Here is a 16,651-nt window from a genome sequence, read left to right as displayed (position 1 = left end):
CCAATATCAGTATTAAATTCGAGCGATTTCACAATTTAATATCGGAATATAATTTTAATCAAACCATAAGCTTACCTAATGTCAATTCCTTGGCTTGTCGCCAAATTTAAGGCGGCATTATCTCTACGGTTATTAGTATTTTTATCGCACTTTACACGATAAAAACAGACAAAGAACACGGTAAAGAAGAAACAAAAAAGGCAGAAGAGTTTCCTCTTCTGCCTTCATATTATTTACCGTTCTACTGCGTATAAATTGCGGTAGATTTCAGCTTAAAAGACTAGCGTTTTTCTGTACGCATACCCATTAGCAAGCTCACACACATCAGTAGTAGAATGATGGTGAATGGCAATGCCGTCGAGATTGCACCCGCTTGTAGAGCTTGTACTGCTTCAGTACCACCAACCCACAATAGAGCAACAGCAATAGCACCTTCTAGGAACGCCCAGAACACACGTTGAGGCACAGGCGTATCAACTTTACCACCCGCGGTGATGCTGTCGATTACTAGAGAGCCTGAGTCAGACGATGTAATGAAGAATACTAGAACCAATACAACCGCAATGATTGAAAGCAGAGTACCGAACGGCAGTGCATCAAACATTTGGAACATTGCTAGTGATACATCCGTTAGGCCGTCTTGACCAAGAATACCAACGTTATTCACGATTTGGTCAATCGCCATGCCACCGAATACTGACATCCAAATGATAGTCACTGTAGTCGGTACAATCAGTACTGCTGTGATGAACTCACGAACGGTACGACCTTTAGAAACACGTGCGATAAACATACCTACGAATGGAGACCATGAGATCCACCAAGCCCAGTAGAATACAGTCCAACCGTGCATCCATGTTTCATCTTCACGACCGTGAGGGTTACTTAGCGGAATGATGTTTTCAATGTATGCCATCAATGTTGTTGGGATAGAGCCTAGAGTCACCGCGTAGCCGATTAGAGCCACTAAGATAAGCAGTAGGAAAGCAACCAACATGTTGATGTTACTGATAACTTTAACGCCACCATCAATACCACGAAGTACTGATACTACCGCCAATAAAGTCACCGCTGTAATCACAATAACTTGCAGACCTAGGCCCGCTTCAATGCCGAATACATGCTGAATACCACTTGCCGCTTGTTGCGCACCAAGACCTAACGATGTCGCCAGACCAAATAGCGTTGCAAGTACAGCAAGAATATCAACAATGTGACCTGCCCAGCCCCAAGCTCTATCACCTAAAATTGGGTAAAAGATAGAACGGATAGAAAGAGGCAATCCCTTGTTGTAAGAGAAAAACGCAAGTGACAGTGCTACTACGCCATAAATCGCCCAAGGGTGTAGACCCCAGTGATACATGGTTGCACCCAATGCCAGTTTTGCAGCTTCTGGTGTGTTTGGTTCAACACCTAACGGAGTTTCAAACCAACCCGTGAAGTAAGCAGCGGGCTCAGCCACACTCCAGAACATCAAGCCGATACCCATACCTGCGGCAAACAGCATCGATAGCCAAGAGATGAATGAGTAATCTGCCGTCGCATCAACACCACCAAGGCGGATTTTGCCGTATGGAGAAACAATCAAGCCCAAGCAGAAAATTACGAAAATATTACCCGACCAGATGAAAAGCCAATCAAACGAATTGATAATCTGGCCTTTAACGCCATCTAGTGCAGCCTTTGCTGAAGCGGTATCTGTAATAAGAACACCGATCAGGAACAAAGCGATAAGTCCCGCACTGATACCAAATACTGGGTTATGAACATCAAAACCCCATTTTTGGACGTTATCTTGACCGACAGTGTAATCCGTACTGTCGATACTGTATTTATCTATACCTTTAGTCATTATCCCTCTCTACGGAATACTATTAGGGTCTATTGACCTCGTATTCCTTACTTACCTGCGACTTAATCACAAACTCGAACCTACGATCCAAGTAGTACAAGCTGTTGTCACAATAATTCAAATACTTGGATGTCTGAAGTTTAGCAGGTTAACTTGTTGTTTTCAGTAAACCAGAATCGGTTCGATGGAATTTCAAACAATATTCACGTAATTACTCAAGTTTATGACGAAAAAAAGGTCGACCCTGTCGACCTTTTTATCAAAAATACTTTTAACTCAAAGCATTTTGGTGCTTAACCAATTGATTTTCAGTTCGTAAACCTAGCAATAAGCTTAGGCACATAAGCAATAATATGAAGGCAAATGGTAGCGCCATTGATACCGTTCCAGCTTGCAGTGCTTGAATTGATTCCGTACCACCAACCCATAGTAGAACCGCTGCAATCGCGCCGCCCATCAACGCCCAAAATACACGTTGTGGAACCGGGGCATCCACTTTACCGCCAGAGGTAATGCTATCGATAACCAATGAGCCTGAATCAGACGAGGTGATAAAGAACACCATAATCAAACCAATCGATACCACTGAAAGCACAGAGCTCATTGGCAGTGCATCGTAAGTATGGAAAAGAGAAAGTGTAATATCTTGCAGACCATTCACACCAATCTCGCCCACCTTGTTCGCCACTTGATCAATCGCGATGCCACCGAAAATAGCCATCCAGATGATGATTACTGTCGTTGGGATGAACAATACAGCAACGATGAATTCACGAATCGTACGACCTTTAGAGATACGAGCGATGAACATGCCTACGAATGGAGACCAAGACATCCACCACGCCCAGTAGAATACTGTCCAACCTTGCATCCACGTTTCATCATCACGACCATGAGGATTACTTAAAGGAATGAAATTTTCAATGTAGCCCATTAGCGCGGTTGGGATTGCTTTAATACCCGCCATGCCACCAGCGATGGTAACGAAGATAAGCAAGCCCAAAGCAACCAGCATGTTGACATTACTCAGAAGCTTTACACCACCGTTAATGCCGCGAACCACTGACATTGTCGCTAAGAAAGTAACCACTGCGATAACAACCAACTGCATGCCAATACCGCCATCGGTACCAAATACATGGTTAATACCACTGGTTGCTTGTTGAGCACCTAAGCCCAATGAAGTTGCAAGGCCAAATAGTGTTGCAAGTACAGCGACGATATCAACGATATGACCAAACCAACCCCAAGTTCTATCACCCAAGATAGGGTAGAAAATAGAGCGGATTGATAGAGGTAAACCTTTATTGAAGGTGAAGAAGGCAAGCGCTAGAGCGACAACAGCGTAAATCGCCCAACCGTGAAGCCCCCAGTTGTAGATGGTTGCACCAAGCGCCAACTTAGCCGCTTCAGGAGAGTAAGCTTCAACACCTAATGGCGTTTCATACCAGCCAGTGAAGTAAGCCACTGGCTCAGCCACACCCCAGAACATTAAGCCAATACCCATTCCTGCGGCGAATAACATCGACATCCAAGATAGGTTTGAGTGCTCTGCTTTGGCATCATTGCCACCAATACGTATCTTGCCATACGGGGAGACAATGAGGGCAAAACAGAAAATTACGAAGATGTTTGCTGCCCACATGAAGAAACCATCGAAGTTACCAATGACTTTCCATTTGATTCCATCAAGCGCCGCTTTTGCAGTTTCAGGGTCTGCGACTAGAAGTGCCAACAGGAAGATAATGATCGCCCCTGCACTGATTCCAAATACTGGGTTATGAACATCAAAACCCCATTTCTGAACGTTATCTTGTCCTACTGTATAATCGGTATTTTCAATACTATACCTATCTTTTACAGGCTCCATGCTTCCTCTCTAATTTGCAGCGCACAGTTTGCAACATTGCATTCGGCGCTTAAATTTCGAAAAGAAGAATATCAACCTGTCGCAAAAATACTAAAAAAACCTCCATAAAGGAGGCGTAAACTACACATTTAGTAATTAAATTACACATTTAACGTTATTTAGCGTAAAATCAGTCCACAAGCCCGGAGCTGACCGCATATTTTGCAAGCTCTGCCGTAGAGTGAATATCGAGCTTATGCTTAATATTTTGCCTATGGGTTTCTACCGTTCGATAGCTGATATTCAGCGCCTTCGCGACCTCTTTACTGCTCTCCCCTTTTGCGACTAATTTCAGCACAGCCTCTTCACGTCTGCTCAATGGATTCTTGACCGATGGCGTGGGAGTAATCGGCTGAGTAAACAAATTCTGCGTGACTTTTTCACAGAAATAGGTCGAACCTTGATTGACCGTTTTGATTGCCTGCACCATTTTTTCAGCCGAAATCTCTTTCAACATGTAGCCGACAGCACCCGACTGCATCACCTTCATGATGTATTCACGGTTGTTATGCATGGTCAACATCAATACCTTGGCTTCTGGGTCTTCTTCTTTAATCAGATGGGTGGCATCAATGCCATTCATGATAGGCATGCTGATATCCATCAACACCACATCAGGACGCAAAGACTTAACCACCTCTACCGCTTCTAGTCCATTGCTGGCCGTACCTATCACGCTAATATCTGGCTCGAGTTCCAATCTCGCCATAAAGCCATCCAGTACCACTTGGTGATCATCAGCAATCACAACTCGAATAACTTCACTCATTCATTAATCCCTCTAGTGTCAGTAACACTGTAATTTCCGTTCCGAGGCCAATCTCACTCATCAATTCAAAGTCACCACCGATGAACTCCACTCGCTCTCTCATGTTACGCAGCCCGATCCCTCGTTTTTCCATCGCTTTATAGGTGTTGAAACCGACACCGTCATCTTGAATCAGTAGCTGCAGCACATTACCAATTTGCTGCGCGATAACCGTCACTTTGGTCGCTTGCGCGTGTTTCTCGATATTATTCAGCGACTCTTGCACCACGCGATACAAGGTTGTCGCAGCCTCAGATTTCAGCTTGCCCTGTTGAGTGCTAAACAAGGTTTCTACTTCAATACCCGAGTGCGCCTGAAAATCTAATAACAGCGAAGACAACGCCGCTTCTAAGCCTATATCATCCAACGAACTTGGACGAAGTTGATGCGAAATATGCCTCACTTCCTCGATCGCTCGCATCAGTGAATGCTGCGACTTATTCAAATGTGCTTTGAGGTCTTCATTTTGTAGCTTATTACCGAGCAGTTCTAAGTGGCAACGACTCGACACTAATAATTGGTTAATACCATCATGCAACTCACGCGCTAGATGCTTCTTCTCGTCTTCTTGGAACATCACCGTCTTGTGCGCCAGTTCCTTTAGGTTGTTATCGGCAATGCGATGTTCATGCATGTTAATGGCCAAGGTCAGTACGATGATGACCGCGACCGTTACGCTCAAAATCACCACAATCGAAAAGAACGTGGTTTCAATATTATTGTTAATCGCAGCCTGCATCGAAGCTACTTCTTGGTGTACATCTTCAATATACAAGCCGGTGCCAATCATCCAGTCCCAACGCTCTAACCAAGCAGCGTAGCTCAACTTAGACACCACCTCACCCGTCGACGGTTTTTGCCACAAATACTGGTGAAACCCGCCTCCGGTTTGCGCTTCTCTTAATAGAGCTTCTATCAGAAAATCGCCATCTTCATCTTGCAGTTGGAGTAGGTTTTGGCCTATCAATTCTGGCTGAATTGGATGAACCAAATTGGTTCCGTGGCGGTCGTATGCGAAGAAATACCCATCAGAGCCATATCTAAGTTTAGACAATATGGTTCGAACTTTTTTTTGGGCTTGGGCTTCTTGGATATTTGGATCGTTATAGACGTGTTCTATGGCGTCGAAAGCGAGGTCAACCGTGTCTTTGAGGGCGTTTTCACGCGACTTGATTAGGCTATCTCTAAAGATCTCGACTTCTTTAGCGCCTAACGTCTTAGTCTGGTGCAGCGAGATCCAACTAATACTCGCCGTTACCAGTAGCAACGGGAGCAGCGTCAGCAAAATCAGCTTGGCTTTTAGAGGCATTCCTTTCCCTCACAAAAAACGGCTTACTGAACATCAATAAGCCGTTTTACTTTAGCAATTTATAGATAGCCGTTGAAACATATCATTCACATTCTTGGCTTCACTCACATTCCATAGAAAGAAGGGAAAGCGAGAAGTGATCCAAGTACGAGGATTTGAATCAGAATGAACGGCATTACGCCTCGGTAGATGTCCTTAGTTGTCACACCTTTAGGTGCTACGCCTTTTAAATAAAACAAACTAAAACCAAATGGCGGAGTTAAGAAGGAGGTTTGTAGGTTCATCGCAATAAGGATAGCGAACCATGTCATGTTGATGCCCATCAGTTCAGCAACTGGCGCAATGATCGGTACGATGATGAAACAGATCTCTACGAAGTCGATGAAGAAACCCAGAATCAGAATCACCAGCATGGTAATGATCAGAAAGCCCCATTTCTCACCAGGCAGTTGTAGCATCCACTCTTCAACCAGATAGTCACCACCAGTGTAAGTAAACGCCATTGAGAATGCCGTTGCACCCAACAAGATAGCAAATACCATCGCCGTTACTTTCACCGTCTCTTTCGACGCCTCGTACACCATCGACCAACTAAACTGACCGTAAAGCAGTGCAAGTATCATCGCACCCGCGCCACCTAATGCCGCTGACTCTGTTGGCGTTGCAACACCTGCGAAGATAGAGCCCAGTACAACAATGATGAGCGCCAAAGGCGGAAGAATCGCTTTCAGTGCATTAAACACTTCTTGCTTACGGCTGATGGAGTCATCACGTTCAATCGGTTGAGCCGCTTCAGGGTGTAGCTTCGCGTATATCAAGATATAAACGATATACGCGCCGACCAGCATCACACCCGGCCAAATCGCCGCTTGGAACAAGTCGCCTACTGGAACACCTAGTACGTCACCCAATAGAATCAATACGATGGAGGGTGGAATGATCTGCCCTAGCGTACCAGACGCACAAATAGTGCCGCAGGCTAAGCCTTTGTCGTAATTGTACTTGAGCATTACGGGTAACGAGATAAGACCCATCGCCACTACCGAAGCCCCTACTACGCCAGTTGAAGCGGCAAGCAGTGAACCTACCAGTACTGTCGAGATTGCGATACCACCACGCACACCACCAAACAGTCGCCCCATAGACTCAAGCAACTGCTCAGCAAGCTTGGTCTTTTGCAAAACAAGCCCCATGAAAACAAACAATGGAACGGCCATCAGCACCGTGTTTTCCATGATTGATTGAATTCGATATGGCATGAAGGCAAACATTTCGATGCCCTCAGCCCAAACACCAAAGATTAACGCGATACCACCAAAGGTGAACGCCACTGGGAAGCCAAGTAAAAGTGCAAACAAGGCTACGAAAAACATTACTATTCCAATCATGTTCAGCCTCTACTTATTCTTTGTATGAGTATTGTTTGCATGGATAAGGTGCGGATTAAAAATCTTATTAAGTGAATGCAGGATTAAACCCACGCCACTGAGTGCCATTAGGAAGAATGACAGCGGGATCATGGCTTTGATGATCCAGCGATATGGCAAGCCACCCGGATCCCCTGAGGTTTCGCCAAGGTTATAACTCTCTTTGGCTACATCAATACCAAACCAAGCAACCAGCAAACAGAAAGGCATCAGAAAGATCAGTGTGCCGAGCAGGTCAATAATGGCTTGTGCCTTGAAGCTCAGTTGCTCGTAGAACACATCCACTCGCACATGACCACCAGCCTTGATGGCATAAGGAACACCTAATAGGAAAACGGCTGAGAAGAGGTGCCACTCCATCTCTTGGAAGGCGATAGAGACATCGTTGAAGGCATATCTCATGACAACGTCATATACAACGTTGGCGATAAGTAGAATAAACAACATACTGGAAAGCCATCCCAGTGCATCACCGATACGATTAAACACGCGTTCAATATAAATTAGACTTCGCATTCCCGACTCCATGGAATTTGAAAAGACATCGCGCAGTACAGCTAACCCAACTAAAAACAATTCAGTGTATAGCTAGCAATAGGCACGACGTAGAAAGGGTTCTTGAGCGTAATACAGGATTTATCCTGCTTAGTTATTATGTTTAAAATGAACCCGCCGCTTAATCACTCTTAGTTACCTAACAAGAAAAGCTTTGGGTTCATTTAACTTCAGTTCAACAACAGTCGATTATTTCGCTTGGCTATTTAGATAAGCTCTGTGTGAAATATCCGTCCATGAGCGCACTTGCTCTAGGTAGCTTGCTTGTGAAGCTTGGATCTCTTTTGCCAATGCATCTTTCTCAGCGTGCTCAGCAAGAAGACGATCGTTCGCTTCTTTCAGTGCAGACATTACCTCCGGCGGGAAATCTTTCACTTGTACATCTGGGTATTCTGTTTTCATTGAAACCCAGTTCTTACCACTTTCGTGCGTTGCTTGTGTGTACATGTCGTAAGCCGCTGTACGCATTGCAACACGCAAGATCTCTTGTAGGTCTTCAGGAAGCTTGTTCCATGTACGCTTATTCACTAGGAATTGAAGCTCTGAACCCGGCTCATGCCAACCTGTGTAGTAGTAAGGCGCGATTTTGTGGAAACCCATACGTAGATCAAGTGATGGACCTACCCACTCCAGTGCATCGATTGTGCGACGCTCCAAAGAGGTGTAAAGCTCACCCGGGGCAATGTTTGTCGGTTTAGCACCTAGCTCTGCAAGAATCTCACCCGCAAAGCCTGGGATTCGCATTTTCAGACCTTGTAGATCTTCAACGCTGTTGATCTCTTTTTGAAACCAACCACCCATCTGAATATCCGTGTTACCGCCCGGGAACGACATCAAGTTATGTGGAGAGTAAACCTGCTCCATCAACTCCATACCGCCACCGTGATAGAACCACGCGTATTGTTCTGCTGGCGTCATACCGAAAGGCATAGAAGTGAAGTAAAGAGTGTTTGGAACTTTACCTTTCCAGTAGTAAGAGCCTGAGTGACCCATGTCGTATTGACCAGACTTAACCATGTCAAAAACGCCAAGAGGTGCTTTGTGTTTGTTTGCTGAATCGATTCTGATTTGCAGTCGACCATTCGACATCTTCTCAGCCATCGCCGCCATGTTTTTGGTTGCATCACCGAAAACGGGGAAGTTTGGTCCCCAAGTTTCCGCAAGTTTTAAACGGTAAACCTTATCAGCAGCTGTAGCACCAGTAGCGACCAAAGCTAAGCAAGCCGCAGCAGTTACTGCAACGTTTTTAAAAACTCGTGTGAGGGAGTTAGAAATGAGACTCATGTTCACGTCCTTTGTTGGGTTAACACTCTTTCTATGAGCATTTTTTATGATTCAACATAAGAGTGCACCGTGATGAGGCAACAAGATATCAGGGAGAGCACGCATGACGGGCGCACACAAACTGCGTATTAGACCAAAGGATTACGTAGAACTACGTAGGAGATGATTGGGTAATGTCGATTTTAAAGGATTGAGCTCATTCATCAGAGGAATGCTTATTGATAAATACCTAAGTATTAATAATTAAATACTATTAACAATTAATTGCCATTTCGTGATGAAGCTCTATTCATTACTGTATTTTAGGGAAAATAATCAAGGCTTTGCTCTCTTAATCTACCTAGCTAACGCCCTACTTTAGTGCTTGCTGATTCGAAGCTCAAACACGAGACAAGAGTAACCAGTTAAGCCGTATATCGAATTGGAATTGAGATTATAGAGCCTAGGTTTAGGCTTGAGTTTAGATTTAGGCTTGGGCTTGGGCTTGGGCTTGGGCTTGGCATAATGTGCCAGATACAAAAAAGCCTCGAAAATCGAGGCTTAAAAACTTAACGAAGCGAATGTAATCCCACAGGATTAGATAGCTTTGTAGATAACCTTGTTACCTGCTAGCTGCTCTTTCGCTACTAGGTTTTCTTCAAGAAGTTTTTTCAATGCGCCTGTTGCCCATGAAGCTGCTTTCGCGTCTTCTTGACCAGCTTCTAGGCCGATACCTTTAGGGTTAATGCCTTCAGCATTGCTAACAACGATGTCTAGAACTTGTTGTTGCTTAGGAGTCAGTGCTACTGCAACTTCTTTAGTTGCTGCTACTGCTTTCTCTACCGCTGGTTTTGCTGCTACAGTTTTTTCTGCTACAACTTTCTCTGCGACAGGCTTCGCTTTTTTCGGCGTTGCCACTGCTTTAACTACAGCCGCTTTAGTGCGTTTCTGCAGTTTAGCCTGCACCTTACGCTTATGAGCAAGTCTCATTGAATATTTCTCCAGTTCACTGCTCTTTTCGCAGTGGTGAAAATTTGAAGCGCGATTTATACCAAAAAACAGGAGCTATTTGTAGAGTGAAGCGTCGAAAGTCGACGAAAAATACCGATATTGTCTACTAGCGTCTATTATTTAAACATCGACTTATCAATTCAGGGTCATATACACTGGTTATCCATCCAGACAAAAATATGAAAACTTGGTGTTGCCTATGGACACTCGTCACCTTAGTAATTTCTCTTTGCCTTCATTCACTCGCTCGTACCGTATCCTCGCGGTTATTTTAGGCTTCATTTGCTTGATCGTTGCGCTTTACAGTGACAATCCAAAGCTACTGATCGTGGGTGCTTTTTGTAGCATTGCTCTTCTGGGAACCGGCTACTATTTGATGCTGCGCAGCCGAGTGATGTTCACACTTACCCCTACTCATTTTCAGCAGCACTTTTACAAAGGGGGTTGGGTTTTAAAATGGAGTAACATCCAAAAGATTGGTCTTTGTACCTATGAACAAGATGGTTGGCATCAGCCTCTGCCGTGGGTCGGAGTTAAGGTAAAAGACTACTCGCCCTACCTCGATTCGATTTGTCCTAAAATCACGTGTGAATTATTACTCAGCCAACGAGCACTTTTGTACTTAGGAGCCAAACAAGCAGGCAAAGAGTCCAACTTTGAGGATATGGTTCTCGACTCCTCGCATTACCATGCGCGTTGCACTGAAAGTGGCTGTGTCGAACTAAGCCAATACAAAGAGTCGCAGAATACCGACGACGTTAATTTCAACGATAACCAATCACAAAACAACATTGATTCACCGAGTGAGACAAACAGTCAAAACGCGGTGATTAAAGACTATTCTGGATTACAGGCGATGCTTGCCAACAGAATGAAGTATCAAAGGGGCTTCCACGGTTATGACATTTTCATATCAACCCATGATTTGAATATGAGTGGAGAAGAGTTTGTGGGGCTGGCTCGACGCTACTTGGCTGCCGCTGAACGTCTTTCTGATTAAGATTTACCAGTAAGTTCACACGCAATAAAAAAGCTTAGCTTTCAGAACAAAAGCTAAGCTTCATTTTCAATCAATCGACACAAATAATTGGTCAGTTAATCAAAGATTTAATTAGTACAGAGGCATTTCATCTGCGACGAACGGGTTTGATGCGCGCTCGCGACCGAATGTCGATTCAGGACCATGGCCCGGAACGAATGTCACGTCACTGCCTAGTGGCCAAAGCTTAGTCTTGATTGAAGCGATCAGAGTATTGAAGTCACCTTGTGGGAAGTCAGTACGGCCGATTGCGCCATTGAACAACACATCACCCACAAACGCTAAACGAGCTTGCTCGCTGAAAAGGACAACGTGACCTGGCGTGTGACCCGGCGTGTGAATCACATCGATAACTTGATTACCAAAAGTGACTTTGTCGCCCTCTTCTAACCAAGTGTTTGGTTCAAAAGCTTTACACAGTGGGAAACCAAACATCTGGCTTTGATTCTCTAGACCTTGTAGCCAGAAGTTATCAGCCTTATGTGGGCCCACAATTTCAACCTTCAAGATCTCAGCAAGTGGTACCGTGCCGCCAACATGATCTAAGTGACCGTGCGTCAGTACCAAGTTCACAACCTTAACACCGAGTTCTTCAATGATAGCCGAGAGTTGTTGAACGTCACCGCCTGGATCGACAACGATGCCTTCCATGGTTTCATCACACCACACAATCGAGCAGTTCTGAGAGAAAGAGGTAACAGGTACAACTTGATACTTAAAAGACATATACAAACCTTAAAGAGCGAATCTGGTGAACAACTCGAATATCGCTATGTTATTGGTAACAAGCCCAACAATAACAAACTAAACAGCAACAAACTGAGCAGCAATAAACCGAGTTATTAGAACAAACTGAAATTTGGGCAAACTATGACATTGGATGTCTACTTTGACAAGTGCCTACCGTATCACTCAATAACTCAACTTAGCTCTACCAACTGCGGACTGGACCAGTATCGATATGGATAAAGTTGCTACGCGCATAATAACCGACACCACCCGCGTTCAAGCTTTTCGCTACGTCTCTCAGCTCTTTTAGGTCAACACCATCGATACGGAAATCGATCGCTTTACCTAGCATGTGGTAACTCTTTTTAGCCACACCACTCGACTTTGAGCGAAGCGCTTCATTGGTCGCTGGAGAGCGATAACCTGAGATCACCTGAACTTCTTTTTGAATACCTAAGATATTCTGAATCTGAGTAATCTGATCGAACAGGTTCTTGTCCATAGGGTGAATTTCATTGCGGCGGAAATCACGGCATAGTTTGCTAAGGCGTGCCATCTCGTCACCAACATAGTTAGTGCCATCGAAATAACAAGTCTCTAATCGTTCACCAGTGTGAAGATTGTTCATGCTAATCGTTCTTGGTTGATCAGGGTATGAAGCAAAAGCGATAGAAGGAGTAAGAGAGGCGACAACAGCAGTACCACCAGCGTAAGTCAGAAACTGACGGCGTGAAAATAAACTTTGAGACATACAGCAAAAAAACCAATTAGATCGAACGAAAAACGCACGATACATAATGGTGTTTGCTGCGTCAACGTACAAAAACCGCGCAAAACGTTAGTATTTGTAACCTTTGCGCGGTTAGTTATTGATACTCATTATAATTTTATCAATAGAAGCTTGGTTGTCATTTTTTGGTCAAGATCACCTTTATTGGTCGTATTTTAATCAGCCACCCTCTTTATCATATTGGTAGATGTCACCGCGGTACTGTATACCGCCCTCTTCAAACAGCACGGTTTGATAGATGATATGCACGGGAATTCGCTTCTTGAGGCGAACCTTAGTATTAGGAGCAAGGTCGTCATTCTGATTCGGGACCTTCCTTACCTTGGTAGCGAACAACAACTCAGCCAATTCTTCTGCATGCTCAACACGTATGCAACCTGAGCTATAGGCACGGAAGTCGTCATTAAACAGACCTTTACTTGGTGTATCGTGCAAGTAGATTGCTCGCTTATTGGGTGTATTGAACTTATACAAACCTAATGCGTTGCGCGAGCCCGCCTGTTGACGCATTCGATATGGGAACGAATTGAAGTTGATGGTCTGCCAATCGATCTCTGTGGTGTCGACCGTTTCCATTGAACGCCAACCGTCAATCACTTGGAAGTTGTTCGTTTCAAGGTAACTTTCGTCGGCTTTGACCTTAGGCAAGATGTCTTTCACCATGATTTTCCACGGCACGTTCCAAGTCGGATTTAAGATGACTGAATCTAGGTTTATCTCTAGAAGCGGCGTTTTTCTCGATTTTCTACCGACCACAACTTTGGACTCAAAAACCTCTTCGCCACCTTCCCAATACTTCATGTCGAAACTCGGCACGTTAACAACAATGAGAGAGTCTCTGTCTCTTGGCCACAAACGAACACGTTCGGCATTCAGGGCCAATGAGGTTAATCGATCGTCAAAACCCATGTTGATCCACTTGATCGTGTCAGGGCCGATGATCCCATCGTCTGTAAGACCGTGCATACGCTGGAAGGACTTAATCGCCGTTTGCAGATCTCGATCGAACTTAGGGAAGTCGACCGCGATCATAGAGGTATCAACGCCGACCAATGCAATACGCTCAACCAAAGTCGCTTTGTCCGAGAGCGAGTCTCCCAAGCGTTTCAATCCTTTCTGTCTGTATCGTTCAATATTGAGTTCAGACGCGGTTTCCAACACGGAATAGGTTGCTTTGAATTGATCAAAATCCCCAACAGGAGGCGCGTAAGACAACACCATCTCCAATAAGTAATCATTGGCGACACTGCTTTTCAATCTCATCAAAATATGGGGCGAAGGCGCAGGCAATTTGGAATGCAGCTTACCCGAGAAGTACCACTCCTTACCGGCAAATGGCGCATTCTCAACGTAGCTTAAGTAATAGATAAAGGTATCAGTGAGTAAGATGTCTAACTCTTGCCATTGACGACGAGATTGATACTGGCGGATTTGCTTGAGTTGTCGTTCAAAAAGCGGTGCCATTTGCGCTTGTTCAAGAAGCGACAATTGGAACTCAAACGCTTTAACCAGCTCAGGAGAATCCCAAAGGATAGGCAGAGAAGTGTCTTGATAGATACTCTGTGTCAGCTCTGGATATATAAGCATGAAAGAGAGTTCTGAATCAGCCGGAATGAAGCGGCTCTCGTCAGAACTCGTATAGCTCCATGCATGCACAGAGACTAAAACTAGTAATCCACAGAAGTATTTCGCGAACATGCTTAACTCCATCATCAATCATCCCATAAGTATGGCAAAGATATAGGAGTAAGCATGTTATTTTTAAGCGGCTTTATAAATCAGATAGAACTCCAATGGTTATCCCACTGGACCGATGATTGCTGAGTTGATTTCTCATAAGGCTTGCGTTGGCTGACCACACTACCCGCCCCAGAGCTGAGTCGAAACTCTCCATCAAGTAACACGGCACCAGAGGCATCTGACAGCGCAGAAAGCTCGACTAATTCTTTGCTCTCTTTAGACCAAATACCGTAGCAACTCCCTCTTGGCGAGGTCGCGATAATCCAATCATCTGACGCCGCAATGCTTGCGATATAGTGATTAAATCTTGCCCATTGCTCAGGCTCAGCGTTCAGTGATTCAAACTGCCCGCCTTTGGTATGCATCGCCAAAAGCGAAGGATACTCGTCTGGCTCACCACGATATTGCTGACCACAAAGCACGGTTTCAGCACCATCATGGGCTAAGTGTCGAATACTCAGCTTCTTGTCTAGCAATTCAACCTGATCAAGCAACACACCTTCAGGAGAAACATAACTCAAACTCGGTTGCATGGAGTCCAAATTTTTCGGTGTTCTGCCATCAGTATGAACGCCACCAACGCCAATCGCGAGATTACCATCAGGCATGATGATCACTTCATGTGGGCCGATACCGAAACCAGTGAACTCCTCAACCTTACGATAGCCTTGCGCGACATCGTACACGCCAATCACGCCTTGGCTGCTGTCCGTTTTCCCTTCGGTGGCATACAGTAACTTACCATCCAATGAGTAAACGCCATGACCATAGAAGTGGCGGTTGTTACCTTTGACGACCATTTTGATCTGCTGACCACTTTTATAGTCAAACACCATAAAATAGTCACCAGGACGACGAGCAAAAACCACCGCATGTGATGATGTTGGGCAAATTGCTACGCCATGACCACGATCGGGGATCGGAAGTTGGCTCAGTGGCATACCAAATTCGTCAGCCACAACCGCTGAATATTGACCACGACCATTAAGAGCACAACCAATCAACTGGGGATCATTAGATGTGCTCATGCCATCCTTTTGACTTGCACACCCAAATGGAAGAACCGGAACAGCTGCGCAACCCAGTACGGCCTTGAGTAACGTTCTTCGTGTAGTATCAGTCACCATCGGTAGCATTAAATCCTATTACCACGCCAAGCTCTATCGCTACTTCTTCATGAATCAGGTACTTCAAACGTTCTAGTTTGTTGTATTGAGTCAGCACGTCTCGGTAGCCTTCTTTGCTCTGCAGTAACTCAAACAAGCTTGAGTCTGTAGGCCAAGTATCTAAAGTTAGCGTGAACTGGGCTGCAACACGATCGGCAAGGTCATTTAAGCCCTTCTCTCTCAATAAACCATCAAGACCATTACCTTCAGCTAGGTACAATTTCTCTAGCGCCGCTACGTTCGCTTTCAACTGAGTCATTGAGGTTTGAGCGCGCCAAGATTCCGAGAAATATGGGCGTGGATGACCAATTTTAGCCATTGGGCGACTCAGCTTTTTCATGCTGTAATCAAGTTGATTAGTCAACAAGGCGATGTATTCAGATTCCCAACGCATCTCGTCCAGTGCTAACCAAGGGTTAACCTGCCAAGCTTCAGCAATAGAGGCCGATTTCATCGCCAAGTTTTGTGCAATAGCTTGTGAAGACAGACAGCCAGACGCTTTATCTTGCAGTAGTGGAGATTGCTCGTCGTACAGAGACCACTCGAGCGCACCTAGTCCTTGAACCGTCACACTCTGTTGAGCAATTTCATCTTGCGACCAAGCTTTATCTTGCTGAGTCAACTGGCGCATTTTTAGGCCGGTGGTGTTCTTTTTGTCTGGCCAGAATTGAACATTCCAGCTCTCTTCAAGTGCCGCCGTTGGGCCTCTTTCTTGTCCTTGCAGTGCCATCCAACTGTTCATGGTGAGCTGCCACTGATTTTTCAAAGCATCTAACTCAACATCATTAGTTTGGCAGTACCCTTGCATCAAGACTTCCAGCTCGTTGGCTTGCTTGGCGAATAGGACTGCAGAATCAAACTCCTGCTGATAAACACTGCGACTAATATGATTGGTTGTGTCTGCTTGGTAAGAGACACCGTTAACCTCAGATGAAGCGGCTTGCTCACCCGATGATTGACAGCCTGCTATGACTAATACCGATAAAGGCATTAACAAAAATTTATGTGCCATGCTGTTACCTTACTTCCTAGTTTTTCTTTTAATTATATGAG

Annotated in this window: 14 protein-coding genes; 1 reads left to right on the top strand and 13 read right to left on the bottom strand. The window is 44.9% G+C overall.

Translation table 11 applies throughout. The annotated features are described in order from the left end of the window. Window positions 1-280 precede the first annotated feature (280 nt). From MSG38_RS04330 to MSG38_RS04295, 8 genes are all read right to left on the bottom strand, one after another. Complete coding sequence (locus MSG38_RS04330; protein WP_048607163.1) at window positions 281-1,852, bottom strand: BCCT family transporter; 1,572 nt, start codon at window positions 1,850-1,852, stop codon at window positions 281-283. A gap of 271 nt (window positions 1,853-2,123) precedes the next feature. Further along, complete coding sequence (locus MSG38_RS04325) at window positions 2,124-3,722, bottom strand: BCCT family transporter (protein ID WP_048613179.1); 1,599 nt, start codon at window positions 3,720-3,722, stop codon at window positions 2,124-2,126. Window positions 3,723-3,891: 169 nt separating this feature from the next. Next, complete coding sequence (locus MSG38_RS04320) at window positions 3,892-4,530, bottom strand: response regulator transcription factor (protein ID WP_017060961.1); 639 nt, start codon at window positions 4,528-4,530, stop codon at window positions 3,892-3,894. Beyond that, the gene (locus MSG38_RS04315) at window positions 4,523-5,878 is read right to left on the bottom strand and encodes a cache domain-containing protein (RefSeq protein WP_248401114.1); all 1,356 of its coding nucleotides are present in this window, start codon (window positions 5,876-5,878) and stop codon (window positions 4,523-4,525) included. Before MSG38_RS04315 ends, MSG38_RS04320 begins: the two co-directional genes overlap by 8 nt. 104 nt (window positions 5,879-5,982) lie before the next feature. Beyond that, on the bottom strand, window positions 5,983-7,266 hold the full coding sequence (locus tag MSG38_RS04310; protein WP_029235146.1) for a TRAP transporter large permease subunit: 1,284 nt from the start codon (window positions 7,264-7,266) through the stop codon (window positions 5,983-5,985). 9 nt (window positions 7,267-7,275) lie between these two features. After that, on the bottom strand, window positions 7,276-7,821 hold the full coding sequence (locus MSG38_RS04305) for a TRAP transporter small permease subunit (protein ID WP_029405356.1): 546 nt from the start codon (window positions 7,819-7,821) through the stop codon (window positions 7,276-7,278). Window positions 7,822-8,049: 228 nt separating this feature from the next. After that, window positions 8,050-9,144, bottom strand: a complete 1,095-nt coding sequence (locus MSG38_RS04300) for a TRAP transporter substrate-binding protein (RefSeq protein WP_048613174.1) — start codon at window positions 9,142-9,144, stop codon at window positions 8,050-8,052. A 576-nt stretch (window positions 9,145-9,720) separates the two neighbouring features. Next, window positions 9,721-10,113: a hypothetical protein gene (locus MSG38_RS04295; RefSeq protein ID WP_017060956.1), complete on the bottom strand. Its 393-nt coding sequence runs from the start codon at window positions 10,111-10,113 to the stop codon at window positions 9,721-9,723. Between the two features lie 220 nt (window positions 10,114-10,333). Between MSG38_RS04295 and MSG38_RS04290 the strand changes: the two genes are divergently transcribed. Then, window positions 10,334-11,134 carry a DUF2982 domain-containing protein gene (locus tag MSG38_RS04290; protein WP_248401111.1) on the top strand — a complete coding sequence of 267 codons (801 nt, stop codon included), beginning with the start codon at window positions 10,334-10,336 and terminating at the stop codon, window positions 11,132-11,134. Between the two features lie 111 nt (window positions 11,135-11,245). Here MSG38_RS04290 and MSG38_RS04285 read toward each other — a convergent pair whose 3' ends face one another. The 5 genes from MSG38_RS04285 to MSG38_RS04265 form a co-directional block, all read right to left on the bottom strand. After that, entirely contained in the window at window positions 11,246-11,899 is a 654-nt protein-coding gene (locus MSG38_RS04285) for an MBL fold metallo-hydrolase (protein WP_248401110.1), read from the bottom strand. Window positions 11,900-12,104: 205 nt separating this feature from the next. Then, complete coding sequence (locus MSG38_RS04280; protein WP_048607178.1) at window positions 12,105-12,653, bottom strand: YcbK family protein; 549 nt, start codon at window positions 12,651-12,653, stop codon at window positions 12,105-12,107. A 198-nt stretch (window positions 12,654-12,851) separates the two neighbouring features. Beyond that, window positions 12,852-14,390 (bottom strand): L,D-transpeptidase family protein, encoded by a 1,539-nt coding sequence (locus MSG38_RS04275; RefSeq protein ID WP_050652174.1) that lies wholly within the window; start codon window positions 14,388-14,390, stop codon window positions 12,852-12,854. 80 nt (window positions 14,391-14,470) lie between these two features. Next, entirely contained in the window at window positions 14,471-15,559 is a 1,089-nt protein-coding gene (locus MSG38_RS04270; RefSeq protein ID WP_048607182.1) for a DUF1513 domain-containing protein, read from the bottom strand. Beyond that, window positions 15,549-16,610, bottom strand: coding sequence for an imelysin family protein (locus MSG38_RS04265; RefSeq protein WP_050621243.1), 1,062 nt, complete (start codon window positions 16,608-16,610; stop codon window positions 15,549-15,551). The genes MSG38_RS04270 and MSG38_RS04265 overlap by 11 nt, the downstream gene beginning before the upstream one ends. Window positions 16,611-16,651 lie beyond the last annotated feature (41 nt).

The sequence above is a fragment of the Vibrio sp. 1CM24A genome, assembly GCF_023161725.1.
In the GTDB taxonomy this organism is placed as follows: Bacteria; Pseudomonadota; Gammaproteobacteria; order Enterobacterales; family Vibrionaceae; genus Vibrio; species Vibrio coralliirubri.
The sequence above is the reverse complement of the archived record's forward strand: the minus strand, read 5'-3'. Positions and strand labels throughout refer to the sequence as shown.

Bases quoted from the DNA above. Each gene is read 5' to 3' on its own strand.
- MSG38_RS04330 (WP_048607163.1), bottom strand. From the start codon at position 1,852: ATGACTAAAGGTATAGATAAATACAGTATCGACAGTACGGATTACACT.
- MSG38_RS04325 (WP_048613179.1), bottom strand. From the start codon at position 3,722: ATGGAGCCTGTAAAAGATAGGTATAGTATTGAAAATACCGATTATACA.
- MSG38_RS04320 (WP_017060961.1), bottom strand. From the start codon at position 4,530: ATGAGTGAAGTTATTCGAGTTGTGATTGCTGATGATCACCAAGTGGTA.
- MSG38_RS04315 (WP_248401114.1), bottom strand. From the start codon at position 5,878: ATGCCTCTAAAAGCCAAGCTGATTTTGCTGACGCTGCTCCCGTTGCTA.
- MSG38_RS04310 (WP_029235146.1), bottom strand. From the start codon at position 7,266: ATGATTGGAATAGTAATGTTTTTCGTAGCCTTGTTTGCACTTTTACTT.
- MSG38_RS04305 (WP_029405356.1), bottom strand. From the start codon at position 7,821: ATGCGAAGTCTAATTTATATTGAACGCGTGTTTAATCGTATCGGTGAT.
- MSG38_RS04300 (WP_048613174.1), bottom strand. From the start codon at position 9,144: ATGAGTCTCATTTCTAACTCCCTCACACGAGTTTTTAAAAACGTTGCA.
- MSG38_RS04295 (WP_017060956.1), bottom strand. From the start codon at position 10,113: ATGAGACTTGCTCATAAGCGTAAGGTGCAGGCTAAACTGCAGAAACGC.
- MSG38_RS04290 (WP_248401111.1), top strand. From the start codon at position 10,334: ATGGACACTCGTCACCTTAGTAATTTCTCTTTGCCTTCATTCACTCGC.
- MSG38_RS04285 (WP_248401110.1), bottom strand. From the start codon at position 11,899: ATGTCTTTTAAGTATCAAGTTGTACCTGTTACCTCTTTCTCTCAGAAC.
- MSG38_RS04280 (WP_048607178.1), bottom strand. From the start codon at position 12,653: ATGTCTCAAAGTTTATTTTCACGCCGTCAGTTTCTGACTTACGCTGGT.
- MSG38_RS04275 (WP_050652174.1), bottom strand. From the start codon at position 14,390: ATGTTCGCGAAATACTTCTGTGGATTACTAGTTTTAGTCTCTGTGCAT.
- MSG38_RS04270 (WP_048607182.1), bottom strand. From the start codon at position 15,559: ATGGTGACTGATACTACACGAAGAACGTTACTCAAGGCCGTACTGGGT.
- MSG38_RS04265 (WP_050621243.1), bottom strand. From the start codon at position 16,610: ATGGCACATAAATTTTTGTTAATGCCTTTATCGGTATTAGTCATAGCA.